This is a genomic window from Streptomyces melanogenes (assembly GCF_014649795.1).
GTDB lineage: Bacteria > Actinomycetota > Actinomycetes > Streptomycetales > Streptomycetaceae > Streptomyces > Streptomyces noboritoensis.
The window spans coordinates 81,416-106,520 of sequence record NZ_BMTS01000020.1; the positions used below are offsets into that span (position 1 = coordinate 81,416).

Sequence of the window (25,105 nt, forward strand, 5' to 3'; positions counted from 1 at the left end):
GCTGAGCGCGCAGTTCCCCGCGCCCCTAAAGGGGCGCGGCGGACCGTAGGAGTTCGCCGAACTCCGTGAGCATCTGTGTCACCGCCTCGTCCACCGCCTTCGACTTCGTGTCGAAGTTGAGAAAGCCGTGGATGAGGCCGGGGTAGCGGTGTTTGCGGACGGGGACGGCGGCTGCGATGAGCGCGTCGGCGTACGCCAGGCCCTCGTCGCGCAGCGGGTCGCACTCGCCGACGCCGATCACCGCCGGGGCGAGGCCCTCGTGGCTGGTGGCCAGGAGCGGGGAGGCCGGGGGGAAGTCGGCGGCGGCGGGCTGCTCGCCGAGGTAGAGGCGGATGTCGTTCTCGACCTCGGCGGTGGTGAGGAGGTACCCGGTGGCGTTCTCGGTACGGGAGGGGTGGGTGTTCTTGCTGCTCATGTCCACGCAGGGGTACGCGAGGAGTTGGGCGGCCAGTGGGCGCCCCTCGTCCCGGAAGGCGAGGGCCACGGCGGCCGCGAGCCCGCCGCCGGCGCTGTCGCCCGCCACGGCCAGGACGCCGCCGCCGTATTCCCCGAGCGACTCTGCGACGTGGCTGGTCACGGCCACGCAGTCGTCGAACCCGGCGGGGAAGGGGAACTCGGGGGCGAGCCGGTATCCGACGCTCACCACGATGGCGCCCAGGTCTCGGCACATCCGGCGGCAGACGCCGTCGTGGGTGTCGAGGTCGCCGACGATGTAGCCGCCGCCGTGGAAGAAGACGACGGTGGGGGTGGGGGTGGGCGTCTCGGGCCGGTAGATGCGGACCGGGACGCCCGCGACGCGGTCGTCGGTCACGGATCCGACGGGGCGGGGTGGGTTCGGCGCCACGGCGAGGGAGAGCATGCGGTTGCCCGCGCGCATCTCCTCGACGGTGGGTGCGGTGTCGGGCGGGGGCCCGTCGACCCCGTACTGCGCCAGCAGGGCTGCGATCTCAGGGTCCATGGCCATGCTTGGCAGCATGCCGGTGCTGCGCCCGCCATACGTCTGGGCCGCGCCGCCGCCCGCCCGGATCCGGCGGCCGATTCACCCCTGCGGCCCGGTGGGGGCTGGCCGCGCAGTTCCCCACGCCCCTAAGAACGCCCCTGCGGGGCGCCCCTAAACCCTCTGGACGTGCGGACCGTGGCCGGTTGCTCGCGCAGTTCCCCGCACCCCTGAGATGCGCCCCTTCGGGCCGCCCCAGGGATTGCCGCGGAGCGGCACTTCTAGGGGCGCGGGGAACTGCGCGACCAGTTGGGGACGACCCGCAGACGAAGGCGGGTTTAGGGGCGCGAGGAACTGCGCGAGCAACCGGCCACCGGCCCGCAGACGAAGACCGGGCTCACAAGGGGCGCGGGGAAATGCGCGACCAGCCCCCCCACGGTCCGCAGCCGAATGGTCAGCAGTTGTCAGTCGACGGCTTCCCCGCGAAGCGGTCCCCCAGCCAGTCCGCCGCCGGCAGCGCGCCAACCGTCACCCCACCCACATGCCCCAGCAGCGGCAGTGAATGCCAGGACACCGACGCGCCCCGCCCGCACCAGTCGGCCCGAAGCCCACGACCGACCTCGTACGGAATGAGCTCATCCAGCGTCGCGTGATACAGGTACACCGGCGCATCCGGTGCCACCGCCCCGAGGCGGGACTCGTTCAGGCGAGCCTGCCAGTCCGCCTGTTCCAGGGGGTTCTTGACCGTCAGGTCGGTAATCTTCTTGAAGGAGCCCGTCACCGAGTCCACCGCCACGCAGTTGGACTTGAAGTAGTCGACCAGCGCCTTCCCCGCAGGGTTGAGGTACGTGTCGAGCCGCAGCTCGGGGAACGCCGCATCCTGGCCCGCCGCCGCCATGAAGATCAGGCCCGACCCGAGCCCGCCGTCGTTGAAGTGCGCGACCTTCATCAGGTCCGCCGGAACACCCCCCGTCGCCGTCCCCTTGACCCTCAGCTCCGGCGCGTACGACTTGTGCAGCTCCGCAGCCCAGCTGCTGGCCTGGCCGCCCTGGGAGTACCCCATGATCCCGACGGGGGATTCGGGGGAGACCCCCGGAATGCCCAGGCGCTGGGCGGCACGGGCCGCGTCGAGGACCGCCGTGCCCTCCGCCCGGCCGACCGTGTACGTGTGGTCCCCGGGCGTGCCAAGCCCCTCGTAGTCCGTCACCGCGACCGCCCACCCCCGCTGCACGATCTGGTTGATGAGCGTCGCCTCGATCGTCGTCCCGTACGGGAAGCCCGCGCTCGGCGCGCAGGAGTCGCCCATGCCGACCGTGCCGACCGCGTACGTGACGAGCGGGCGCGGCCCGGTCCGGCCGTCGTTCGGCACGATCACCGTGCCCGAGACGACGTTCGGGCCGCCCTTCGCGGTGGTGGAGCGGTAAGTGATGTGCCAGGCCTTGGTGTTGGTCCACTGACCGGGCAGCGGGTGGAACGCCGTGGGCGCGGAGCTCACCACGTCCCCGGGCCGGGCGGCGGCGTCGGCGGCGGCATCGGAATCGGCCGCGAACGCGGCGGGCGTGGCTGCGGCGACAAGGAGCCCGGCGGCGAGCACGCCGGTGACTCGGGTACGGATGGGCATTGCGGCTCTCCCAACATCCTGTGGGGTGGGGGCAGTTGAGGAGACCGTAGTGACTGACCAGTAGGTACGGCGCTGACCGTATCGCTCACCTTCACTGGCCCAGCCGATACGCCCCCGGCGTCGTCCCCGTCCAGCGCCGGAACGCCCGGTGGAACGAGGTGTCCTCGGAGAACCCGAGCCGGGCCGCGAGCTCGGCGATCGGCTCCCGCCCCTCGGCCAGCCCCGCGATCGCCGCGTCCCGCCGCACCGCGTCCTTGAGCTGCTGGAACGAGGTGCCCTCGTGCTGGAGGCGGCGCCGCAGCGTGGCCGGGGAGAGGGCGAGCCGGGCCGCCGTCTCGTCCAGCGACGGCAGCCGGGGCGAGGCGAGCAGCGCGCGCCCGAGGTCGCGGTGGACCTGCTCGGCCACCGTCGTCCCGTACGCCCTGCGGCTCAGCAGCTCGAAGGGTGAGCGCCGCAGCATCTGCTCAAGCGCCGCCTCGTCCCGTACGAGCGGCGCGGTCAGCCAGCGCGCGTCGAACACCGCTTCCGTACGCGTCTGGCCGAACCGGACCGGGCAGCCGAACAGCGACGGGTACTCGTCCTTGTGCGCGGGCGGCGGATAGCCGAACGACGCCCGAAGGAGCGGGATGCGGCGGCCCACCAGCCAGCTGCACAGCCGGTGCGAGATGATCAGCAGGCACTCGGTGAGGAACCGGTCCTCGTCCCGCCCGCCGAGGTCGCCCCGCACCGCGAAGACCGCCTCCGGCCCCTCGGCCGTCAGAGCGAGATCGGGCCCGCCCGGAAAGAGCCGGTAGAACGCGATCCCGCGCCGCATCGCCCCGCCCAGATCGCGGCAGCCCAGCGAGGCGCAGCACATCATGGCGAACGTCCCGGGCCGACTCGGCGCCGAGCCGAGCCCGAGGAACTCGTCCTGGGTGGCCCGGTACAGCGCCCGGAACAGCAGCGCGAACTGCACGGGCGTGACCCGCGCCCGGTCGTCCCCGAGCAGCAGCGGCGGGATGCCGGCGGCCTGGAGCAGCGGCACGGTGTCGATCCCACGCCGCTCGGCGCCGCGCAGCACGGCGCGTACATGGTGCACGGTGATCGTCCCCTTGCCCATGGTCAACGACCGTAGCGGGATTGAGCGGTGCGGTCAGCGGGGGTGACGTTTCCGGTCATCCCCGGTGGCCGACGGGCGTCCCTACCGTCGGGTACATGACGGGATCCCCGGTACGACCCCCCACCCTGGCCCTCTTCGCCGAGTGGACCGCCGACCGCTACGCGAACCACCCCGCCCTGCGCCACCGCGACGGCGACGCCTGGACCACCGAGACGTACGAGGACCTGCGCGACGCGGTCCGCGACCTGGGTCGCGCCCTGCTGTCCCGGGGCCTGCGCCCCGGAGACCGCATCGCGATCCTCGCCGAGACGAGCCCCCAGTGGACCCACACCCACCTGGCGTGCCTGGCGGCGGGAGCGGTGGTGGTGCCGATCTACCCGACGGCCGGGGAGGAGGAGGTGAAGTGGGTCCTGAAGGACTCGGGAGCAAGATTCGCGCTGTACGAGAGCGAGGAACAGGCGGCCAGGCTTGAGGCCCTACGGCCCGAACTCCCGTCGCTGGAGGCGGTGTGGTGCCTCAAGGGGCGCGGGGAACTGCGCGCCCAGCCCACGACGGCCCGCAGTCGAAACGCCACCCTCGCCGACCTCCTGAAGACCGCGAACGCCGTCCGCCCGGAGGACACCGCCACCCTGGTCTACACATCCGGCACCACCGGCCCCCCCAAGGGCTGCCGCCTCACCCACGGCAACCTCGGCGCCGTCCAGGACGCCACCCTCCCCCTCACCGAGGGCGGCCCGGGCGACAGGACGTACCTCTACCTCCCCCTCGCCCACCTCCTCGCCCAGCTCATCCAGTTCTCCACGCTCCTGTACGGCGGCGAGCTCTGCTACTTCGGCGGTCGCGTCGAGGACATCGTGGCGGAGCTGGCCGAGGCGCGGCCGACCCATCTCCCGTCCGTACCGAGGCTGTTCGAGAAGGTGCACCAAGGCGTGCTCTCGCTCGCCGAGGAGCTCCACGTGACCGACGGGAAGGAGCTCTCGGAGCTGGTGCGCGCCGCCTTCGGCGGCAACCTGCGCTGGGCGCTCACCGGCGGCGCCCCGATCGCCCCCGAGACCCTCGACTTCCTGCGGGCGGCCGGGATCCAGGTGTTCGAGGGGTACGGGATGACCGAGTCGGCCGGAGTGATCACGCTCAACCACCCCGGCGCCGTCCGCTACGGCACGGTCGGCCGCCCCATCGACGGCTGCGAGGTGCGGATCGCCGAGGACGGCGAGGTGCTGGCGCGCGGCGCGAACGTCTTCCCCGGCTACCACGCCAACCCCGCCGGCACGGCCGAGGCGCTCGACGGGGACGGCTGGCTGCACACCGGCGACCTGGGCGCCCTGGACCCCGACGGCTATCTGACGATCACCGGCCGCAAGAAGGACCTGATCATCACGTCCGCCGGGAAGAACCTCACCCCGTCCGAGGTCGAGCTGGCCATCGAACGGTCCCGGTTCGTCTCGCACGCGGTGATGGTGGGGGACCGCCGCCCGTACCCCGTCGCCCTGATCACCGTGGACCCGGCCGAGGTCGCGGGGAAGGACCCGGCCGCCGTGCGGGCCCTGGTCCAGGAGGCCGTGGACGCCGCCAACGCCCGCGTCTCGCGCCCCGCCCGCATCCGCGCCTTCGCGGTCCTGGACGAGGACTTCACGGTCGAGAGCGGGGTGCTCACACCCACCCAGAAGGTCCGCCGCAGGGCGGTGACCGAGCGGTACGCGGAAGAAATAGAACGGTTGTACGAGAAAGCTTGATCCGGCCCGGCGAAAGGCAGGAGCCCTGTTCCGTACGTCTCCGTACGGAACAGGGCTCCTTGGGTACTGCTAGTCAGCGATCGCCGACCCGGGCAACTTAGGCCGGGGTGACGTTCTCCGCCTGCGGGCCCTTCGGACCCTGCGTGACGTCGAAGTTCACGACCTGGTTCTCCTCGAGGGAGCGGAAGCCAGACGCGTTGATCGCGGAGTAGTGGACGAAGACATCCGGGCCGCCGCCGTCCTGGGCGATGAAGCCGAAGCCCTTTTCAGCGTTGAACCACTTGACGGTTCCGGTAGCCATAAGCCCTCCTTGGGCCAAAGGGTTGCCCTGCTCCAGAACCTGCAAACAAGTCTGAAAACTACAAAAGCCTGCGGGTTACATGCTCCGCAGGCTCTGTACTGCAAGGGAAACCAAACTGCAACTTGCGAGGAGCGTAGCACGCAGGATCGGGGCCGCGGTAGAGGGAAAGATCACGTCACTCGGGAGTTTGACGGGCCTCTGACGTGCTGACGAACCTACCCGCCGTAGCTGGACAAACAGGACAGGTCTAGTCTCGCGATGTGGACCAAACAACCACCCGGCCACGGGTCGGGCACATCCAGTTCCTCAACTGTCTGCCGCTCTACTGGGGGCTCGCCCGCACGGGCACGCTGCTGGACCTGGAGCTCACCAAGGACAGCCCTGAGAAGCTGAGCGAACAGCTCATCCGGGGCGATCTCGACATCGCTCCGGTCACCCTCGTGGAGTTCCTGCGCAACGCCGACGAACTGGTGGCCTTCCCCGACCTCGCGGTCGGCTGCGACGGGCCGGTCATGTCCTGCGTGATCGTCTCGCAGCTGCCGCTGGACCGGCTCGACGGCGCCCGGGTGGCCCTCGGTTCCACCTCGCGCACCTCCGTACGCCTGGCGCAGCTGCTGCTCGCCGAGCGGTACGGGGTCGAGCCCGACTACTACTCGTGCCCGCCCGACCTCGGCCTGATGATGCAGGAGGCGGACGCGGCGGTGCTGATCGGGGACGCCGCGCTGCGCGCCTCGCTGCACGAGGCCCCGCGCCTGGGCCTCCAGGTCCACGACCTGGGGGCCATGTGGAAGGAGTGGACGGGCCTGCCGTTCGTCTTCGCCGTGTGGGCGACCCGCAAGGACTACCTGGCCCGCGAGCCCGAGGTGGTGCGCGAGGTCCACGAGGCGTTCCTGGCCTCCCGCGACCTCTCCCTGGAGGAGGTCGCCAAGGTCGCCGAGCAGGCCGCCCGCTGGGAGGTCTTCGACGCGGAGCTCCTGGAGCGCTACTTCACGACGCTGGACTTCCGCTTCGGCGCCGAGCAGCTCAAGGGCGTACGGGAGTTCGCGCGCCGGACCGGACCGACCACCGGGTTCCCGGCGGACGTCTCGGTGGAGCTGCTCAGCCGGTAGGCGTCGGCACGGTCAGGACGACGGGATCGGGGCCTGCAGCTTGCTGCTGATCCACTGCATGGTCCCGTCGCCCATCCCCTTGATGTAGGTGTGGGCGTTGTGCTTGCCGCCCTGGATCACCTGGAGGTGGGTCTTCACCGGGCCCTTGCCGTACTTGGCTATGAAGCCGTTCAGGTTCGCCATGCCGCCCTCCTTGGTGCCGATCTGGAAGGCGAGGTCGACCTCGGGGCCCTTCTTGTCGATCAGGTCCTGGGCGAGCTTCTCCGGGTTGTTCGCCTGCTTCTCGGCCTCGTGGCCCGCCCACAGCGGGGAGTCCGGCACGGTGTCGGGGCCCGAGGCGATCACGGCCTTGAACTGGTCGGGGCGCTTGAGCACCGACTTCAGGCCGACGAAGCCGCCGGAGGAGGAGCCCATGAACGCCCAGCCGTCCCGGGACTTGAAGGTGCGGAAGTTCGCCTTCACGAAGTCCGGCACGTCCTCGGTCATCCAGGTGCCCATCTTGGGCCGGCCCGGTATGTCACTGCCGTCGTAGTAGTACTTCGCGTCCGGGTTGAGGACCGGCATCACCACGACGAACGGGACGCTCTTGCCCTGCTTGGACCACTCCGTGATGCTGCTCTGGAGCTTGAGGTCGGTGCCCATCCAGTAGTTCTTGGGGTAGCCGTTGCCGCCGGGCAGGGCTATGAGCACCGGGAAGCCGCTCTGGGCGTACTTGGGGTCGAAGTACTGCTTCGGCGCCCAGACCCACACCTTGCCCGTGAAGCCCGACTTCTTGCCGTGCAGCGTGGTCACGCCGATCTTGGTGCCGTCCTCCAGCGTGTTCTGCGTGGTGAACTGCGCCTTCGGGCCGGTCGGCAGCAGGGTCTTGGAGGCGACCTCGGAGGTCTTCTCGTTCTGCCCCTTGTCCTGCCCGGAGCCCTTGCCGCCGCTGCCCTTGGGTGCGGGCGTCGAGGAGGTGCCCGGGTCGTCGAAGCTCACCGGCTTGCCCTCGTCGGAGCAGCCGGAGACCAGCGCGACAGAGCCGAGGACGGCGGCGGCCATCAGTGCGGTGGTGCGGCGATTCATTCGGTGCTCCGAGGTGTTTTGGGACGCTTGGGGCGTTTTCCGGCCAATTACTAGTTTCCCGTGTGAACTCCGCAGAGAGAGACGACCGGTCGTTCGAATCGGTTCGCCGTCGTACGCCGTGGATCCGGCCCGGCCGAGTGATCCCGCGCACGTCACGCTCTACCCTGCTGTGCGACCGTACTTGACGGCATGGGGGAGAGCAGATCGCGATGCAGCCGCTCGAAACCGGCGAACCGCGCACCATCGGCGCCTACCGGCTGCTCGGCCGGCTCGGCGCGGGCGGCATGGGCCGGGTCTATCTGGGCCGCAGCGCCGGGGGCCGCACGGTCGCCGTGAAGGTGGTCCACCCGCACTTCGCCCTGGACGAACAGTTCCGCGCCCGCTTCCGGCACGAGGTGGAGGCGGCCCGCCGGGTCGGCGGCGCCTGGACCGCGCCGGTCCTGGACGCCGACCCCGAGGCCTCGGTGCCCTGGGTCGCCACCGGCTATGTGGCGGGCCCCTCGCTGGCCCAGGCCGTCGCCGCGCACGGGCCGCTGCCCGAGCACGCGGTGCGCGCGCTGGGCGCCGGGCTCGCGGAGGCGCTGGCGGCGGTGCACGCGCTGGGGCTCGTCCACCGCGATGTGAAGCCGTCCAACGTGCTGCTCACCCTCGACGGCCCCCGGCTGATCGACTTCGGCATCGCCCGCGCCACGGACGGCACGGCCTCGCTCACCGCGACGGGCGTCTCGATCGGCTCGCCGGGCTATATGTCGCCCGAGCAGATCCTCGGCAAGGGCGTCACCGGCGCCGCCGACGTCTTCTCGCTGGGCGCGGTCCTGGCGTACGCGGCGACCGGCGCGCCCCCGTTCCCGGGCGACTCCTCCGCCTCGCTGCTCTACAAGGTGGTGCACGAGGAGCCCGAGCTGGACGGGCGGCTCGACGGGGAGCTGCGGGCGGCGGTGGAGGCGTGCCTCGCCAAGACGGCGGCGGCCCGCCCCGCCCCCGCCGAACTGGCCCGGCGGCTCGCCCCGGACGGCGCGGCCGCGCTGGTCGCGGGCGGCTGGCTGCCGGGGGCGCTGGTGGAGGAGGTCAGCCGGTCGGCGGTGCGGCTGCTGGACCTGGAGCCGGAGGTGCAGGACGCGGAGGCGTCGGGGCCGGTGGCGTTCACCAGCCCGGCGGTGGGGGTGTTCGGGCCGCCGGACGCGTCGTACGGGGCGGGGGTGGGCACGGGGGCGGGTGCTGGCTCCGGTGCTGGGGCTTCGCAGGGCCTGGCCGCGTACGGCAATGGCAGTGGCGGTACGACCGGCGGTACGAGCGGTACGGGATCCGTCGCCGATGCCGTGCCCGGGCCGCGTACGCCCGAGCCGCCCGCCGCCCCGCCCCGCGTCTCGCTCTCCGTCGGGACGGCCGTCGAGCCGGGGGAGCGGGGCCGGGGGCGGCGGATGAGCTGCACGGTCGCGCTGGCCGTGGCGGGGGCGGTGGCGGCCGCGTCCGTCGGCGCCGCGTTCCTCTTCGACCTGGTGCCGGGCGGCGACGAGAAGCACGACTCGGCGTCGAGCGGCCCCAGCCAGTCGAGCACACCGGGGGACGCGGGCACGGGCGCGACCGGCGGCCCGGCGGTGTCGGAGGTGCCGAAGGCGTTCCTCGGGACCTGGAAGGGCCCGATGACGGAGTCCACGACCGGGCAGCCGCACGGCGATCTGACGGCGGTGTTCAAGGCGGGCGCCACCGGCGAGGACGTTCTGCGCACCTCCTCCAAGATCAGCCTCCTGGGCACGACCGTGGAGTGCTTCGGGGTGGGCAAGCTGGTCTCCGGCACGGCCCAGCGCGTGACGATCGAGGAGCGCACGGACATGACCCGCGAGAACACGGCGGGCCTGTGCACCACCGGCACGGCCACCCTGGTCTTCACCCGCAACTCCGACGGCACGCTCAAGTACGAGTCGAAGGAGATCGGCGCGGGCAACCCGTACGCGACTCTGGTCAAGGAGACGGGCTGAGGGGTGGGGGCCCCGGGGTGCCCGGGGCCCCGGACCGAGGCCGGGGAACCCCGCTGGCGTAGGCTGGCGGTCCGTCCGCAACCCTGCCGAAAGGGACACCCCGGTGACTGAGAAGGCCGACCTTCAGTCCGTCCTCGACCGTGCCGCCGGGGGCGGGCGCATCACCCCCGAAGAGGCGCTCGACCTCTACCGCTCGGCGCCGCTGCACGCGCTGGGCGCCGCCGCCGACGCGGTGCGCCGCCGCCGGTACGCCGGGACCGAGCACATCGCCACGTACATCATCGAGCGCAACATCAACTACACGAACGTGTGTGTCACGGCGTGCAAGTTCTGCGCTTTCTACGCGGCCCCCAAGGACACCAAGAAGGGCTGGACCCGCGACCTCGACGACATCCTGCGCCGCTGCGCGGAGACCGTCGAGCTGGGCGGCACCCAGATCATGTTCCAGGGCGGCCACCACCCGGACTTCGGCGTCGAGTACTACGAGAAGCACTTCAGCGCCATCAAGCAGGCCTTCCCGCAGTTGGTCATCCACTCCCTCGGCGCGTCCGAGGTCGAGCACATGGCCCGCATCTCCGGGGTCCCGGTCGAGGAGGCGATCCAGCGCATCCACGCCGCCGGGCTCGACTCCTTCGCGGGCGCCGGCGCGGAGCTGCTGCCCGCGCGGCCGCGCAAGGCGATCGCCCCGCTCAAGGAGAGCGGCGAGCGGTGGCTGGAGATCATGGAGATCGCGCACGGGCTCGGCGTCGAGTCGACGTCCACCATGCTGATGGGCACCGGCGAGACCAACGCCGAGCGCATCGAGCACCTGCGGATGATCCGCGACGTACAGGACCGCACGGGCGGCTTCCGCGCGTTCATCCCGTACACCTACCAGCCCGAGAACAACCATCTGAAGGGTCGGACGCAGGCGAGCGTCTTCGAGTACCTGCGGATGATCGCGGTCGCGCGCCTGTTCATGGACAACATCGCGCACATCCAGGGCTCCTGGCTCACCGTCGGCAAGGAGGCGGGCCAGCTGTCGCTGCACTACGGCGCGGACGACCTCGGCTCGATCATGCTGGAGGAGAACGTCGTCTCCTCGGCGGGCGCCAAGCACCGCTCCAACCGCATGGAGATCATCGACCTGATCCGCAAGGCGGGCCGGGTCCCGGCCCAGCGCGCCACGACGTACGAGCACCTGCTGGTCCACGACGACCCGGCGAACGACCCGGTCGACGAGCGCGTCATGTCGCACATCTCGTCGACGGCGATCGAGGGCGGCACGGCGCATCCGGAGCTGAAGCTGCTCGCGTCGAACTAGCCCCGTGCTGACGATTCACGCCCCTGCCGTGGGCGACGCGGTCGTGGTCGAGGGCTCTGTGGTGGCCGCGATCGGGCCGTACGAGGAGTTGGCGGCGGCGTATCCGGCCGCGCGGGTGCGGCGGTGGCCGGGGGTGCTGGTGCCCGGCCTGGTCAATCCGTACGGCCCGGAACTCCTTGAGCAGGCCTACCACCCGGATCCCCGTGAGGCCGACGAGCTCGGGGTCGACCCCGTGCCGGTGTTCTTCGCGGACGAGGTGCGCTTGGGCGCGAGCGCCCGTCGGGGGGTGCAGCGGATGCTGGCGTGTGGGGTGGTGGCGGTTTCGGGGGAGTTGCGGGTGCGGGCGGTGGTGGAGGCCGTGCGGCGCTCGGGGGTGGCGGTGGTGCCGCGCGCGTCTGTTCCGTCCGGGACGCCTGCTCTGTCGGCGGGGGTGGGGTTGCCGCCGCTGCGGGTGGGTGACGCGGCCCGGTTCGCGGTGTTCGACGGTTCGGTGTGCGTGGCTACGGTGCTGGGCGGCCGCCTGGTGTACCGCGCGAAGTAGCCCCCACCCCACCCCTTCCCGAAAGCCCTCTGGCGGGCGGCCGGGTGTTCGTCTGCGAAGCGTGGTGGGCTGAGCGCGCAGTTCCCCGCGCCCCTAAAGGGGCGCCCCGAAGGGGCGCATTTAAGGGGTGCGGGGAACTGCGCGACCAGCCCACCACCGGCCCGCAGGTGAACGGGCGCGTCCCAGGGGGGCGTGGGCGGCGGGGGCGGAGCCCCCAGGCACAATGAGGGGGTGACCCGCGCATCTCTGGACAAGCAGCCGCACGAAGTCGCCACGATGTTCGACGACGTCGCCGCGAACTACGACCGAACCAACGACGTGCTCTCGCTCGGCCAGGCCCGCCTGTGGCGCAAGGAGGTCGCGAAGGCGGTCGACGCGCGCCCCGCCCAGAAGGTCCTGGACCTCGCCGCCGGCACGGCCACCTCGTCCCTCCCCTTCGCCGCCACCGGCGCGTACGTCGTCCCGTGCGACTTCTCCACCGGCATGCTGAAGGTCGGCAAGGGACGCCACCCCCACCTCCCGTTCACGGCCGGCGACGCCACGAAGCTCCCCTTCAAGGACGACACCTTCGACGCCGTCACCATCTCCTTCGGCCTGCGCAACGTCCAGGACACCGACACCGCCCTGCGCGAGCTGTTCCGCGTCACCCGCCCCGGCGGCCGCGTGGTCATCTGCGAGTTCTCGCAGCCGACCTGGAAGCCGTTCCGTACGGTCTACAGCGAGTATCTGATGCGCGCGCTGCCCCCGGTCGCCACGGCCGTTTCGTCGAACCCGGACGCGTACGTCTACCTCGCCGAGTCCATCCGTGCCTGGCCCGACCAGCCCGCGCTCGCCGCGCGGCTCCAGCAGGCCGGCTGGTCCAAGGTCGCCTGGCGCAACCTCACCGGCGGTGTGGTCGCGCTGCACCGCGGCTACAAGCCCCAGTAACCCGGCGGGCCCGACCACCGTGGACTACCAGGCCGTCCTCCACCAGATCGCCGACGACGTCGCGCCCCTCGTCGGGCGCGGCACCCCCGCCGCGTACATCCCCGCCCTCGCCGACGTCGACCCGTCCCGCTTCGGGATGGCCGTCGCGGACCTCGACGGCAAGGTGTACGGGGTGGGGGACTGGCAGCGGCCGTTCTCCGCGCAGTCGATCACCAAGGTCTTCACGCTCGCCCTGGCGCTCGCGCGCGGCGGCGACAGCCTCTGGGAGCACGTCGGCCGCGAGCCGTCGGGCAACCCGTTCAACTCGCTCGTGCAGCTGGAGTACGAGAACGGGATCCCGCGCAATCCGTTCATCAACGCGGGCGCGCTGGTCGTCACCGACCGGCTCCAGACCCTCACCGGGGACGCCAGCAGCGAGCTGCTGGAGTTCCTGCGGGAGGAGACCGGCAACCCCGAGCTCGCGTTCGACGCGGTGGTGGCCGAGTCGGAGTCGGCCCACGGCGACCGCAACGCGGCCCTGGCCCACTTCATGGCCTCGTACGGCAACATCGCCAACGACGTACCGACGCTGCTCGACCACTACTTCTGGCAGTGCGCGATCGAGATGAGCTGCGCGGACCTGGCCCTGGCGGCGCGCTTCCTGGCCCGCCACGGCCTGAGGGCGGACGGCTCCCGCCTGCTCTCGCGCAGCGAGGCGAAACAGATCAACGCCGTGATGCTGACCTGCGGGACGTACGACGCGGCGGGCGACTTCGCGTACCGCGTCGGCCTCCCCGGCAAGAGCGGCGTGGGCGGCGGCATCGTCGCGATCGTCCCCGGCCACTGCACCCTCTGCGTCTGGAGCCCGGGCCTGGACGCCCGCGGCAACTCGGTAGCAGGAGTAGCGGCCCTGGACCGCTTCACCACGCTGACGGGCTTGTCGGTGTTCTGAGTCCTTCCACCTGCGGACCGTGGCTGGCTGGCCACGCAGTTCCCCGCGCCCCTAGCAGGGTTGCCCCGAGCTTGGCCGAAAGCCGCTCCCCCGAGGGGGTTTAGGGGCGCGAGGAACTGCGCGACCAGCCCAGAGGCCCGCAGACGAACTCACAGCGCCAGGCGGAAGCAGTACCCCTCCCGCCCACCCACCGGCGTCACAAACGTCTCCCCCAACCGCATCCCCAGCCGCCGCGCAACCGCCACAGACCGCGCATTCCGCGCATCCACCATCGCCACCACCCCACCAACCCCCGCAGCCCGCACCCGATCCAGCGTCGCCCGAGCCGCAGCCGTCGCGTACCCCCGACCCCACGCGGAACGGGCCAGCCGCCACCCGATCTCCACCTCCCCCACCGGCCCCCACGCATGCGGCCACGGCTGCGCCCCCGTGAAGCCGAGGACGCGGTCGTCCTCGTCGAGGAGGGTCCAGAGGCAGAACCCCCGCTCCGCGTCGTGCTTGCGCTGCCGCGCCGTCAACTCCTCGTACACCGACAGCTCCGCCGCCCTGCCCCCGTGGAACTCCATGACCTCCGGGTCGTCGAACACCTCGTGCCACGCGTACGCGTCCTCCTCGGTCGGCACGCGCAGCCGTACGACGGGCGGCGACGGCAGGGACTTCTCCTCGGTCGAGCTCATAGCGGGGCAACCCTTCGCGATAACGATCAACAGCCACCCATAGACTGCACATGTCCTGTGCTTTCCGGCATGCCAAATCGAGTCTTCGGGAGAACCCGCTGTGACCGAGCCCCTCTCCGAACACACCGCGGATGTGATCGTCGTCGGGGCCGGCCCCGCCGGGTCGACCACGGCGTACTACCTGGCCAAGGCCGGACTCGACGTACTGCTGCTGGAGAAGACCGCCTTCCCGCGCGAGAAGGTCTGCGGCGACGGGCTCACCCCGCGCGCCACCAAGCAGCTGGTCGCCATGGGCATCGACATCTCCGAAGAGGCCGGTTGGCTGCGCAACAAGGGCCTGCGCATCATCGGCGGCGGCGTCCGCCTCCAGCTGGACTGGCCGGAGCTCGCCAGCTACCCCGACTACGGACTCGTCCGCAAGCGCGACGACTTCGACGAGCAGCTGGCCCGCCAGGCGCAGAAGGCCGGCGCGCGGCTGTACGAGCGGTGCAACGTCGGCAGCCCGATCATCGACGACCGCACCGGCCGCATCACCGGCGTCAACGCCAAGCTGGGCGAGGAGAAGCGGGAAGTCACCTTCCACGCCCCGCTGGTCGTCGCCGCCGACGGCAACTCCACCCGGCTCTCCCTTGCGATGGGCCTGCACCGCCGCGAGGACCGCCCGATGGGCGTGGCCGTCCGCACGTACTTCCACTCGCCCCGCCACGACGACGACTACCTGGAGTCCTGGCTGGAGCTGTGGGACCGGCGCGGGCCCGGCGAGGACCGGCTGCTGCCCGGCTACGGCTGGATCTTCGGCATGGGCGACGGCACCTCCAACGTCGGCCTCGGCGTGCTCAACACCTCCGACTCCTTCAAGGAGCTGGACTGGCGCGAGGTCCTCAAGGCCTGGTGCGCCTCGATGCCCGAGGACTGGGGCTACACCCCGGAGAACATGACCGGCCCGATCCGCGGCGCCGCCCTCCCCATGGCCTTCAACCGCCAGCCGCACTACACCAAGGGCCTGTTGCTGGTGGGCGACGCTGGCGGCCTGGTCAACCCGTTCAACGGCGAGGGCATCGCGTACGCCATGGAGTCGGGGCAGATCGCCGCGGACGTCATCGTCCAGGCGCACGCCCGCGCGACCCCGGCCCAGCGCGAGCTGGCGCTGCACAACTACCCGAAGATCCTCAAGGACACCTACGGCGGCTACTACACGCTGGGCCGCGCCTTCGTGAAGCTCATCGGCAACCCGAAGGTCATGAAGATCGCGACCCAGCGCGGCCTGACCCACCCGCTGCTGATGAAGTTCACCCTGAAGATGCTCGCCAACCTGACCGACCCGACGGGCGGCGACGCGATGGACCGCATCATCAACGGCCTCTCGAAGGTGGCTCCGAAGGCCTGAGAGCCCCTCAGGGCCCGGTGAGGGCCCGTTGAGGGCTTTTGTACGGCGAAGGGCCGGTGCACCCCTCTCGGGGAGCACCGGCCCTTCTGCGCGTCTGTGAGCGCCTGAAGCGAACGCCGGGACTTAGAGGACGCGGACCGCGCCGGTCGGCCGGTCCCAGTCCAGGCTGCGCTCGACCACACCGGTCGAGGAGTTCTGCGCGCCGACGAACTTGCCGCCGCCCACGTAGATCGCCACGTGGTACGCGGAGCCCGCGCCGCCCCAGTACAGGATGTCGCCGGCCTGGAGGTTCGAGAGCGAGACCTGGTGGCCCACGGTCGACTGGTCCTGCGAGACCCGCGGCAGGTCGATGCCCACCTGGCGGTACGCGGCCTGCACGAGGCCCGAGCAGTCGTACGCGCTGGAGCCCGTGGCACCCGACACGTACGCCTTGCCGACCTGCGCCAGCGCGAAGTTCACGATGGTGGCGGCGGAGCCCGTGGCGGTGGAGGACGAGGTGGTGGTGGAGCTGCTGCCACCGGTCGACGCGCTCAGGGTGGTGCGCGCGGAGGAGCGGGAGGCGCGCTCGGCGGCGTCCGCCTTCGCCTTGGCCTCCTCCTTGGCCTTCTTCTCCGCCTCGGCCTTGGCGTCCGCGTCGGCCTTCGCCTTCTTGGCGACCTTCGCGGCGCTGGAGGCGGCCGCGTTCTGCTGGGCCTTCAGCTGGAGGTCGGCGGCGACCTGCTGGGTGGCCTCGGCGGAAGCGGCGGCGGTGCTCGCGAGCCCGGTCGTGAGCGTGGGCATCTCGATGGTCTCGGTCACCGGCTCGGCGGCGTGCGCCGGACCGGTGGCGCCTGCCACCGCGATGGTGCTGAGGACGCCACCGGCAACTCCGGCACGGAGCGCGAGCTTGGAGGCGCTGCGGCGGGGCTTCCGGTGGCTGGGTATGTGAGCGGTGTGGGACATGAGGACAACCGCTATCAGGGGTTCACGGTTCCCTTCAAGAAACGTGTGCTGCGCCACAGTTGCGGTCGGAACGGACGAATCCGCTTCCTCCGCGCCCTTATTGACGCCGTAACGGGCAATCCGGGCATGCGCGATCACGGCTGTGATCATGTGGTTTTTATAAAAAGTCCGAATTGCCCGTCGCCTACCATCCGTTCACACCGTTGGCCAAGCCCGGTTTAATCCGTGACGGTTTCCTGTGACGCAGGTCACTTCGTAGCCGGGTGTCGGCCGTCCCGTGACCGGCCCGTGATCAGCGGAGCGGGGGCCGGGGTTGTCGGGCGATCGACTCGGGGTCCGTTCTAGATCACTTCGAGCCGACTCCGGACCGATCCCGGACCGACTCCGCGTTAGTGAACGCGTGCACAGGTCCACCCTCCGGCGAGGCTCTCACCCGCACGAGTGAGCCGCGATCCTTTACCACTCGAACGAGTCCATCGCCAATTTGCCTGTAGGGCACATGTCTTGATAGTGCCGCACCCCTTGCGACCAGCGGTAACAGGAGTGGATGCTACGCCTTGTGATCACTCGGGCGCTTCGAGTGTGAAGATCACTGCTCATCCGACTTCATGATCCTTCGTCAGGTGGTGGAGATCACAAAGCCGTTGGCGTACCCCGTGTCGCAGATCACAGACCACCGGGCATAGGATGCGGTGCAGTCGGGCTTGTGAACTGCCTCACATGTGCGCGATCTTCGCGTGGCGAGGGGGCGGCAGCGGCGCCCGTGTGCGGTCCAACGGTCAAGGACGACTGGAAGGAGCGAGGAGCGTGAATGCCTACGCGCCCATCCTCGTGCTCGGCGCCCTAGGGGCTGGGTTTGCGATCTTCTCCGTGGTCATGGCCACGCTTATCGGCCCAAAAAGGTACAACCGGGCGAAACTTGAGGCGTACGAGTGCGGTATCGAACCGACTCCCACGCCGGCCGGAGGCGGCCGCTTCCCCATCAAGTACTACCTGACGGCGATGCTCTTCATCGTCTTCGACATCGAGATCGTCTTCCTCTACCCCTGGGCCGTCACCTTCGACGCCCTGGGGGTTTTCGGGCTCGTGGAGATGCTGCTCTTCGTGCTCACCGTCTTCGTCGCCTACGCGTACGTGTGGCGGCGCGGCGGCCTGGAATGGGACTGAGGGGCTGAGGGGCACCTATGGGACTCGAAGAGAAACTGCCGAGCGGCTTTCTGCTGACCACCGTCGAACAGGCCGCGGGCTGGGTGCGCAAGGCGTCCGTCTTCCCCGCCACCTTCGGCCTGGCCTGCTGCGCCATCGAGATGATGACGACCGGCGCCGGCCGGTACGACCTGGCCCGCTTCGGCATGGAGGTCTTCCGCGGCTCACCGCGCCAGGCGGACCTGATGATCGTGGCCGGCCGGGTCAGCCAGAAGATGGCGCCGGTCCTGCGGCAGGTCTACGACCAGATGCCCAACCCCAAGTGGGTCATCTCCATGGGGGTGTGCGCATCCTCGGGTGGAATGTTCAACAATTACGCGATTGTGCAGGGCGTCGACCACATTGTGCCGGTCGACATCTATTTGCCCGGTTGCCCGCCCCGGCCCGAGATGCTGATCGACGCGATCCTCAAGCTCCACCAGAAGATCCAGGGCTCCAAGCTCGGGGTGAACGCGGAGGAAGCCGCCCGCGAGGCGGAGGAGGCCGCCCTCAAGGCGCTGCCCACCATTGAGATGAAGGGGCTGCTGCGGTGAGCGACGACCGTACTCCCGAGGCGCCGGAGAACGGCGGCCTGCCCGCCCAGCGCGACGACACCGGTGACGTCATCGGCGTCCGCAAGGGCATGTTCGGCGCGGCCAACGGCGGCGACACCAGCGGCTACGGCGGCCTGGTGCGCACCGTGACCCTGCCGGGCGCCTCCTCCCGCCCCTACGGCGGCTGGTTCGACGAGGTGGCCGACGAGCTCGAAGGCGCCCTGGAGGAGCAGGACCTGCTCCCCGAGAACGCCATCGAGAAGACCGTCGTCGACCGCGGCGAGCTCACCTTCCACATCGCGCGCGAGCACCTCGTACGCGTGGCACGCACCCTGCGGGACGACCCGGCCCTGCGCTTCGAGCTCTGTACGGGCGTCAGCGGCGTCCACTTCCCCGGCGACAAGGGCCGCGAGCTGCACGCCGTCTACCACCTGCGCTCGCTCACCCACGGCCGGCTGATCCGGCTCGAGGTCACCGCCCCGGACAGCGATCCGCACCTCCCGTCCCTGGTCGGCGTCTATCCGACCAACGACTGGCACGAGCGCGAGACCTACGACTTCTTCGGCCTGGTCTTCGACGGCCACCCCGCCCTCACCCGGATCATGATGCCGGACGACTGGCAGGGCTTCCCGCAGCGCAAGGACTACCCCCTCGGCGGCATCCCCGTCGAGTACAAGGGCGCCCAGATCCCGGCTCCGGACCAGCGGAGGTCGTACAGCTGATGAACACCGACAGCGCAACCTCACGCGCTTCCGCCAGGGAGACGACGGAGGGGACCGTATATACGGTCACCGGCGGAGACTGGGACGAGGTCGCCCGCACCGCCGCCCGCGCCGACGACGAGCGCATCGTCGTCAACATGGGCCCCCAGCACCCCTCCACGCACGGCGTGCTCCGCCTCATCCTGGAGATCGACGGCGAGACGGTCACCGAGGCCCGCTGCGGCATCGGCTATCTGCACACCGGCATCGAGAAGAACCTCGAATTCCGCACCTGGACGCAGGGCACCACCTTCGTCACGCGCATGGACTACCTGACGCCGTTCTTCAACGAGACGGCGTACTGCCTGGGCGTGGAGAAGCTGCTCGGCATCACCGACCAGATCCCCGACCGCGCCTCGGTGATCCGGGTGCTCCTGATGGAGCTGAACCGGCTCTCCTCGCACCTGGTCTGCATCGCCACCGGCGGCATGGAGCTCGGCGCCACCACGATCATGATCTACGGCTTCCGCGACCGCGAACTCATCCTCGACGTCTTCGAGCTGATCACCGGTCTGCGCATGAACCACGCGTTCGTCCGCCCCGGCGGCCTCGCCCAGGACCTGCCCCCGGGCGCGGTGGACCAGCTCCGCGAGTTCGTGAAGACGATGAAGAAGAACCTGCCGGAGTACGACAAGCTCGCCACCGGCAACCCGATCTTCAAGGCCCGTATGCAGGACGTCGGGTACCTCGACCTGACCGGCTGCATGGCGCTCGGCGCGACGGGACCGATCCTGCGCTCCGCGGGCCTGCCGCACGACCTGCGCAAGACCGACCCGTACTGCGGCTACGAGACCTACGACTTCGAGGTCCCCACCGCCGACAGCTGCGACGCCTACGGCCGCTTCCTGGTGCGCCTGGAGGAGATGCGCCAGTCGCTGCGGATCGTCGAGCAGTGCCTGGACCGCCTGGAGCCCGGCCCGGTCATGGTCGCCGACAAGAAGATCGCCTGGCCCGCCCAGCTCGCGCTCGGCCCGGACGGACTCGGCAACTCCCTCGACCACATCAAGAAGATCATGGGCACCTCCATGGAGTCCCTGATCCACCACTTCAAGCTGGTGACCGAGGGCTTCCGGGTCCCCGTCGGACAGACGTACGCGGCCGTCGAGTCGCCCAAGGGCGAGCTCGGGGTGCACGTCGTGAGCGACGGAGGCACCCGCCCCTACCGGGTCCACTTCCGCGACCCGTCCTTCACCAATCTCCAGGCCATGGCGGCGATGTGCGAGGGCGGCCAGGTCGCCGACGTCATCGTCGCCGTCGCGTCCATCGACCCCGTGATGGGAGGCGTCGACCGGTGACCGAGACCACGCCGACGAGCCTGGGCATGCCCCAGCTGCCCGCGCCCGACTTCCCGGCCGACGTCCGGGCCCGGCTCGAAGCGGACGCCAAGGAGGTCATCGCCCGCTACCCGGACAGCCGCTCCGCGCTGCTGCCGCTGCTGCACCTCGTGCAGTCGGAGGAGGGCCACGTCTCCCGCACCGGGATGCGCTTCTGCGCCGAGATGCTGGACCTCACGACCGCCGAGGTGACCGCCGTCGCCACCTTCTACACGATGTACCGGCGCAAGCCGTCCGGCGACTACCAGGTGGGCGTCTGCACCAACACCCTGTGCGCGGTGATGGGCGGCGACGCCATCTTCGACGAGCTCAAGCGCCACCTCGGCGTCGGCAACGACGAGACCACCACCGACGGCAAGGTCACGCTCGAACACATCGAGTGCAACGCCGCCTGCGACTTCGCGCCCGTGGTGATGGTCAACTGGGAGTTCTTCGACAACCAGACCCCCGAGTCGGCCAAGCGCCTGGTCGACGACCTGCGCGCGGGCAGGCCGGTGGAGCCCACCCGAGGTGCTCCGCTGTGCACCTACAAGGAGACCGCCCGGATCCTGGCCGGCTTCCCCGACGAGCGCCCCGGCGCCGTCGCGGCGAGCGGCGGCGCGGGCCCGGCCTCCCTGGTCGGCCTGCGCCTGGCGAAGGGCGAGGCCCCGCACCCGCGCGTGGTCCACCCGCGCGGCGAGGGCCCCCGCGACGAACCGCAGCCCGGCGCCCAGCACTTGAGCTCGCACGACGCACCGCAGCAGACCTCTGCGTCCGACCCCGCGCACCCGGCGGGCCCGGTCGACGAGGAGGGGGAGTGATGACCTTGGCAGCCGAACTGAGTGGGAACGGGAACGGAAGCAGCCCCGAGAAGCTGCTGGCACCCGTTCTGTCGGCCTTCTGGGACCAGCCCGAATCCTGGACCCTGGAGACCTACCGTCGGCACGACGGCTATGAGGGGCTGCGCAAGGCCCTGGCCATGTCGCCGGACGACCTCATCGCGTACGTGAAGGACTCCGGGCTGCGCGGCCGGGGCGGCGCGGGCTTCCCCACGGGCATGAAGTGGCAGTTCATCCCGCAGGGCGATGGCAAACCGCACTATCTAGTTGTCAACGCCGACGAGTCGGAGCCCGGGACCTGCAAGGACATCCCGCTCCTCTTCGCCAACCCGCATAGCCTCATCGAGGGCATCGTGATCGCCTGTTACGCGATCAGGTCGTCGCACGCGTTCATCTATCTGCGCGGGGAAGTCGTCCCCGTACTGCGGAGGCTGCACGAGGCCGTGCGGGAGGCCTACGCGGCCGGCTACCTCGGCAAGGACATCCTGGGCAGCGGTCTCGACCTCGAACTCACCGTGCACGCGGGCGCGGGCGCGTACATCTGCGGTGAGGAGACCGCCCTGCTGGACTCCTTGGAAGGCCGTCGCGGTCAGCCCCGGCTGCGTCCCCCCTTTCCTGCGGTCGCCGGTCTCTACGCGTGCCCCACTGTTGTCAATAACGTCGAGTCCATCGCCAGCGTTCCCGCGATCCTCACTCGCGGAAAAGACTGGTTCAAATCGATGGGGAGCGAGAAGTCGCCCGGCTTCACGCTGTATTCGCTCAGCGGGCACGTCGCCAACCCGGGCCAGTTCGAGGCTCCGCTCGGCATCACGCTGCGCCAGCTGCTCGACATGAGCGGCGGGATGCGCCCGGGCCACCGACTCAAGTTCTGGACCCCGGGCGGCTCCTCGACCCCGATGTTCACCGACGAGCACCTCGACGTCCCGCTGGACTACGAGGGAGTGGGCGCGGCCGGCTCGATGCTGGGCACCAAGGCGCTCCAGTGCTTCGACGAGACCACCTGCGTCGTACGGGCGGTCACCCGCTGGACCGAGTTCTACGCCCACGAGTCCTGCGGCAAGTGCACGCCGTGCCGTGAAGGAACGTACTGGCTCGTCCAGTTGCTCCGCGACATCGAGGCGGGCAAGGGCGCCATGGGCGACCTCGACAAGCTCAACGACATCGCCGACAACATCAACGGCAAGTCGTTCTGCGCGCTCGGCGACGGCGCCGCGGCCCCCATCTTCTCCTCGCTCAAGTACTTCCGCGCGGAGTACGAGCAGCACATCACGGGCCGGGGCTGCCCCTTCGACCCGGCCAAGTCGACCCTGTGGGCCGACGGCCCGCACCGCACCACGGAGGTGAACGCATGACGGTGACGACTGGCGCTCCCTCCGGCGGCGGAGAGGCGGCGGTGCCGCCCGAGGACCTGGTCTCGCTGACCATCGACGGCATCGAGATCAGCGTCCCCAAGGGCACGCTGGTGATCCGGGCCGCCGAGAAGCTCGGCATCGAGATCCCCCGGTTCTGCGACCACCCGCTGCTCGACCCGGTCGGCGCCTGCCGCCAGTGCATCGTGGAGGTGGAGGGCCAACGCAAGCCGATGGCGTCCTGCACCATCACCTGCACCGACGGCATGGTGGTCAAGTCGCAGCTGACGTCGCCGGTGGCGGAGAAGTCCCAGCGCGGGGTGATGGAGCTGCTGCTCATCAACCACCCGCTGGACTGCCCGGTCTGCGACAAGGGCGGCGAGTGCCCGCTGCAGAACCAGGCCATGCAGGTCGGCGACCCCGACACCCGCTTCGAGGGCCACAAGCGCACGTACGAGAAGCCGGTGCCCATCTCGACGCAGGTGCTGCTCGACCGCGAGCGGTGCGTGCTGTGCGCGCGGTGCACCCGCTTCTCCGAGCAGATCGCGGGCGACCCGATGATCGAGCTCCTGGAGCGCGGCGCGCTGCAGCAGGTCGGCACCGGCGAGGGCGACCCGTTCGAGTCGTACTTCTCCGGCAACACCATCCAGATCTGCCCGGTCGGCGCGCTGACCTCGGCGGCGTACCGGTTCCGCTCGCGCCCCTTCGACCTGGTCTCCTCGCCGTCGGTGTGCGAGCACTGCGCGGGCGGCTGCGCCACCCGCACCGACCACCGGCGCGGCAAGGTCATGCGCCGCATGGCGGCCAACGAGCCCGAGGTCAACGAGGAATGGCTGTGCGACAAGGGCCGGTTCGGCTTCCGGTACGCGCAGAAGCCCGACCGGCTGACCACCCCGCTGGTGCGCAACGCGGCCGGTGAGCTGGAGCCGGCCTCCTGGCCCGAGGCGCTGGAGGCGGCCGCGGCCGGGCTCCTGGCGGCCAGGGGCCGGGCCGGGGTGCTCACAGGCGGACGGCTGACCGTCGAGGACGCCTACGCGTACGCCAAGTTCGCCCGCATCGCCCTCGACACCAACGACGTCGACTTCCGCGCGCGCGTGCACTCGGCCGAGGAGGCCGACTTCCTGGCGGCGAAGGTCGCCGGGCGCGGCCACCTCACCGGCGAGGGCGTCACGTACGCCTCCCTGGAGCAGGCGCCCGCGGTGCTGCTCGTCGGGTTCGAGGCGGAGGAGGAGGCGCCCGGCGTCTTCCTGCGGCTGCGCAAGGCCTGGCGCAAGCACGGCCAGCGCACCTATTCGCTGGCCACGCATCTGACCCGGGGCCTGGCGAAGGCGGGCGGCACGCTGCTGCCCGCCGCGCCCGGCACCGAGACCGAGTGGCTGGACGCGCTGGCGGGCGGGGTCGGCCTGGACGGCGAGGGTTCGGCGGCCGCCACGGCGCTGCGGGCCGAAGGGTCCGTCATCGTCGTCGGCGAGCGGTTGGCGGCCGTGCCGGGCGCGCTGACCGCGGCCGTCCGGGCCGCCGCCGCGACCGGCGCCGAGCTGGCGTGGATCCCGCGCCGGGCCGGCGAGCGGGGCGCGATCGAGGCGGGCGCCCTGGCGGCGCTGCTGCCCGGCGGGCGCCCGGCCACCGATCCACGCGCGCGTGAGGAGGTGGCCGCCGCCTGGGGCGTACGCGAACTGCCGCACCGCTTCGGCCGGGACACCGGCCAGATCGTGGAGGCCGCGGCCACCGGTGAGCTGGGCGCGCTGCTCGTCGCGGGCGTCGACCCGGCCGACCTGCCGGATCCGGCACGCGCGCGTGAAGCACTCAGCGGGGCCTTCGTGGTCTCCCTGGAGCTGCGGCCGAGCGAGGTCACCGAGCGGGCGGACGTGGTCTTCCCGGTCGCGGCCGTCGCCGAGAAGTCCGGCTTCTTCCTCAACTGGGAGGGCCGGGCGCGGATGTTCGAGGCCGCGCTGAAGCCCGAGCAGATGACCCGGCGTCTGGCCCCCGCCGACGCGCGCGTGCTGCACATGCTGGCGGACGCCATGGACGTGCACCTGGCGCTGCCGGACAACCGCGCCGCCCGCATGGAGCTGCGGGGCCTGGGCCACTGGGACGGGCCGCGCGCCACCGAGCCGCTGGAGACGGCGCACGCGCTGCCCCGGCCCGCCGACGGCGAGGCGGTCCTCGCGGGCCACCGGCTGCTGCTCGACCTCGGCACCCTCCAGGAGGGCGACGAGGCGCTGGCCGGGACCCGGCACGCGGCCCCGGCCCGGCTCTCGGCGGCCACGGCGGCCGAGACCGGCGTCAAGGACGGCGACCTGCTCCAGGTGAGCGGCCCCGCGGGCGCGGTCCGGCTGCCGCTGGCGGTCACCGAGATGCCCGACCGGGTGGTGTGGCTGCCGCTCAACTCGACCGGCACCGGCGTGTACGCGGACACCGGCGCCGTCCCGGGCCAGGTCGTCCGCATCGGCCCGGCGGCGCAGGACGCCGCCACCGCCGCACCGGAGGTGCAGCCGTGACCGACTTCCCCGTCCGCCCCGCGGCACCGGGCGCCGCCGTCCACGTACCGG

The 25,105-nt window shown here is 71.0% G+C and carries 22 protein-coding genes; 15 read left to right on the top strand and 7 right to left on the bottom strand.

Features of this window, described 5'->3' with window-relative positions:
* Positions 1 to 25: 25 nt before the first annotated feature.
* The 3 genes from IE252_RS33195 to IE252_RS33205 form a co-directional block, all read right to left on the bottom strand.
* A complete protein-coding gene (locus tag IE252_RS33195) occupies positions 26 to 964 on the bottom strand; it encodes an alpha/beta hydrolase (RefSeq protein WP_190093156.1) in 939 nt (312 codons plus the stop codon).
* Between the two features lie 427 nt (positions 965 to 1,391).
* Complete coding sequence (locus IE252_RS33200) at positions 1,392 to 2,558, bottom strand: lipase family protein (protein WP_190093157.1); 1,167 nt, start codon at positions 2,556 to 2,558, stop codon at positions 1,392 to 1,394.
* 91 nt (positions 2,559 to 2,649) lie between these two features.
* Positions 2,650 to 3,657, bottom strand: coding sequence for an AraC family transcriptional regulator (locus tag IE252_RS33205; protein WP_190093158.1), 1,008 nt, complete (start codon positions 3,655 to 3,657; stop codon positions 2,650 to 2,652).
* Positions 3,658 to 3,752: 95 nt separating this feature from the next.
* On the opposite strand from IE252_RS33205, the gene IE252_RS33210 reads away from it, so the two are divergent.
* Entirely contained in the window at positions 3,753 to 5,390 is a 1,638-nt protein-coding gene (locus IE252_RS33210; protein ID WP_190093159.1) for an AMP-dependent synthetase/ligase, read from the top strand.
* 97 nt (positions 5,391 to 5,487) lie between these two features.
* Here IE252_RS33210 and IE252_RS33215 read toward each other — a convergent pair whose 3' ends face one another.
* The gene (locus IE252_RS33215) at positions 5,488 to 5,691 is read right to left on the bottom strand and encodes a cold-shock protein (RefSeq protein ID WP_003967102.1); all 204 of its coding nucleotides are present in this window, start codon (positions 5,689 to 5,691) and stop codon (positions 5,488 to 5,490) included.
* A gap of 260 nt (positions 5,692 to 5,951) precedes the next feature.
* On the opposite strand from IE252_RS33215, the gene IE252_RS33220 reads away from it, so the two are divergent.
* Positions 5,952 to 6,800 (top strand): menaquinone biosynthetic enzyme MqnA/MqnD family protein, encoded by an 849-nt coding sequence (locus IE252_RS33220; RefSeq protein ID WP_190093160.1) that lies wholly within the window; start codon positions 5,952 to 5,954, stop codon positions 6,798 to 6,800.
* Positions 6,801 to 6,812: 12 nt separating this feature from the next.
* Here IE252_RS33220 and IE252_RS33225 read toward each other — a convergent pair whose 3' ends face one another.
* Positions 6,813 to 7,865, bottom strand: coding sequence for an alpha/beta hydrolase (locus IE252_RS33225; RefSeq protein ID WP_190093161.1), 1,053 nt, complete (start codon positions 7,863 to 7,865; stop codon positions 6,813 to 6,815).
* 209 nt (positions 7,866 to 8,074) lie between these two features.
* On the opposite strand from IE252_RS33225, the gene IE252_RS33230 reads away from it, so the two are divergent.
* The 5 genes from IE252_RS33230 (at position 8,075) to IE252_RS33250 (ending at position 13,546) form a co-directional block, all read left to right on the top strand.
* Positions 8,075 to 9,844 carry a serine/threonine-protein kinase gene (locus tag IE252_RS33230; protein WP_190093162.1) on the top strand — a complete coding sequence of 590 codons (1,770 nt, stop codon included), beginning with the start codon at positions 8,075 to 8,077 and terminating at the stop codon, positions 9,842 to 9,844.
* A gap of 103 nt (positions 9,845 to 9,947) precedes the next feature.
* The gene (mqnC, locus tag IE252_RS33235; RefSeq protein WP_190093163.1) at positions 9,948 to 11,147 is read left to right on the top strand and encodes a cyclic dehypoxanthinyl futalosine synthase; all 1,200 of its coding nucleotides are present in this window, start codon (positions 9,948 to 9,950) and stop codon (positions 11,145 to 11,147) included.
* Positions 11,148 to 11,151: 4 nt separating this feature from the next.
* A complete protein-coding gene (locus IE252_RS33240) occupies positions 11,152 to 11,688 on the top strand; it encodes an imidazolonepropionase-like domain-containing protein (RefSeq protein WP_190093164.1) in 537 nt (178 codons plus the stop codon).
* Positions 11,689 to 11,919: 231 nt separating this feature from the next.
* Positions 11,920 to 12,615: a demethylmenaquinone methyltransferase gene (locus IE252_RS33245; RefSeq protein WP_190093165.1), complete on the top strand. Its 696-nt coding sequence runs from the start codon at positions 11,920 to 11,922 to the stop codon at positions 12,613 to 12,615.
* A 19-nt stretch (positions 12,616 to 12,634) separates the two neighbouring features.
* The gene (locus tag IE252_RS33250; protein WP_190093166.1) at positions 12,635 to 13,546 is read left to right on the top strand and encodes a glutaminase; all 912 of its coding nucleotides are present in this window, start codon (positions 12,635 to 12,637) and stop codon (positions 13,544 to 13,546) included.
* A 149-nt stretch (positions 13,547 to 13,695) separates the two neighbouring features.
* Here the strand turns inward: IE252_RS33250 and IE252_RS33255 are convergent, their stop codons facing one another.
* Positions 13,696 to 14,223, bottom strand: coding sequence for a GNAT family N-acetyltransferase (locus tag IE252_RS33255; protein ID WP_190093167.1), 528 nt, complete (start codon positions 14,221 to 14,223; stop codon positions 13,696 to 13,698).
* A gap of 100 nt (positions 14,224 to 14,323) precedes the next feature.
* On the opposite strand from IE252_RS33255, the gene IE252_RS33260 reads away from it, so the two are divergent.
* On the top strand, positions 14,324 to 15,610 hold the full coding sequence (locus tag IE252_RS33260; RefSeq protein ID WP_190093168.1) for a geranylgeranyl reductase family protein: 1,287 nt from the start codon (positions 14,324 to 14,326) through the stop codon (positions 15,608 to 15,610).
* A gap of 123 nt (positions 15,611 to 15,733) precedes the next feature.
* Here IE252_RS33260 and IE252_RS33265 read toward each other — a convergent pair whose 3' ends face one another.
* Positions 15,734 to 16,552 carry a C40 family peptidase gene (locus IE252_RS33265; protein ID WP_190093169.1) on the bottom strand — a complete coding sequence of 273 codons (819 nt, stop codon included), beginning with the start codon at positions 16,550 to 16,552 and terminating at the stop codon, positions 15,734 to 15,736.
* A gap of 807 nt (positions 16,553 to 17,359) precedes the next feature.
* Between IE252_RS33265 and IE252_RS33270 the strand changes: the two genes are divergently transcribed.
* From IE252_RS33270 to IE252_RS33300, 7 genes are read left to right on the top strand one after another with little or no spacing between them, the layout of a single operon-like run.
* On the top strand, positions 17,360 to 17,719 hold the full coding sequence (locus tag IE252_RS33270; RefSeq protein ID WP_007383963.1) for an NADH-quinone oxidoreductase subunit A: 360 nt from the start codon (positions 17,360 to 17,362) through the stop codon (positions 17,717 to 17,719).
* 17 nt (positions 17,720 to 17,736) lie between these two features.
* On the top strand, positions 17,737 to 18,291 hold the full coding sequence (locus tag IE252_RS33275; protein WP_067163033.1) for a NuoB/complex I 20 kDa subunit family protein: 555 nt from the start codon (positions 17,737 to 17,739) through the stop codon (positions 18,289 to 18,291).
* Complete coding sequence (locus tag IE252_RS33280) at positions 18,288 to 19,013, top strand: NADH-quinone oxidoreductase subunit C (RefSeq protein ID WP_190093170.1); 726 nt, start codon at positions 18,288 to 18,290, stop codon at positions 19,011 to 19,013. The genes IE252_RS33275 and IE252_RS33280 overlap by 4 nt, the downstream gene beginning before the upstream one ends.
* On the top strand, positions 19,013 to 20,347 hold the full coding sequence (locus IE252_RS33285) for an NADH-quinone oxidoreductase subunit D (RefSeq protein WP_190093171.1): 1,335 nt from the start codon (positions 19,013 to 19,015) through the stop codon (positions 20,345 to 20,347). Before IE252_RS33280 ends, IE252_RS33285 begins: the two co-directional genes overlap by 1 nt.
* A 26-nt stretch (positions 20,348 to 20,373) precedes the next feature.
* Positions 20,374 to 21,186, top strand: coding sequence for an NADH-quinone oxidoreductase subunit NuoE (gene nuoE / locus IE252_RS33290; protein WP_190093206.1), 813 nt, complete (start codon positions 20,374 to 20,376; stop codon positions 21,184 to 21,186).
* Positions 21,186 to 22,556: an NADH-quinone oxidoreductase subunit NuoF gene (nuoF, locus tag IE252_RS33295; protein ID WP_190093172.1), complete on the top strand. Its 1,371-nt coding sequence runs from the start codon at positions 21,186 to 21,188 to the stop codon at positions 22,554 to 22,556. The genes nuoE and nuoF overlap by 1 nt, the downstream gene beginning before the upstream one ends.
* Positions 22,553 to 25,054 carry an NADH-quinone oxidoreductase subunit G gene (locus tag IE252_RS33300; RefSeq protein ID WP_190093173.1) on the top strand — a complete coding sequence of 834 codons (2,502 nt, stop codon included), beginning with the start codon at positions 22,553 to 22,555 and terminating at the stop codon, positions 25,052 to 25,054. Before nuoF ends, IE252_RS33300 begins: the two co-directional genes overlap by 4 nt.
* The last annotated feature ends 51 nt before the right edge of the window (positions 25,055 to 25,105 follow it).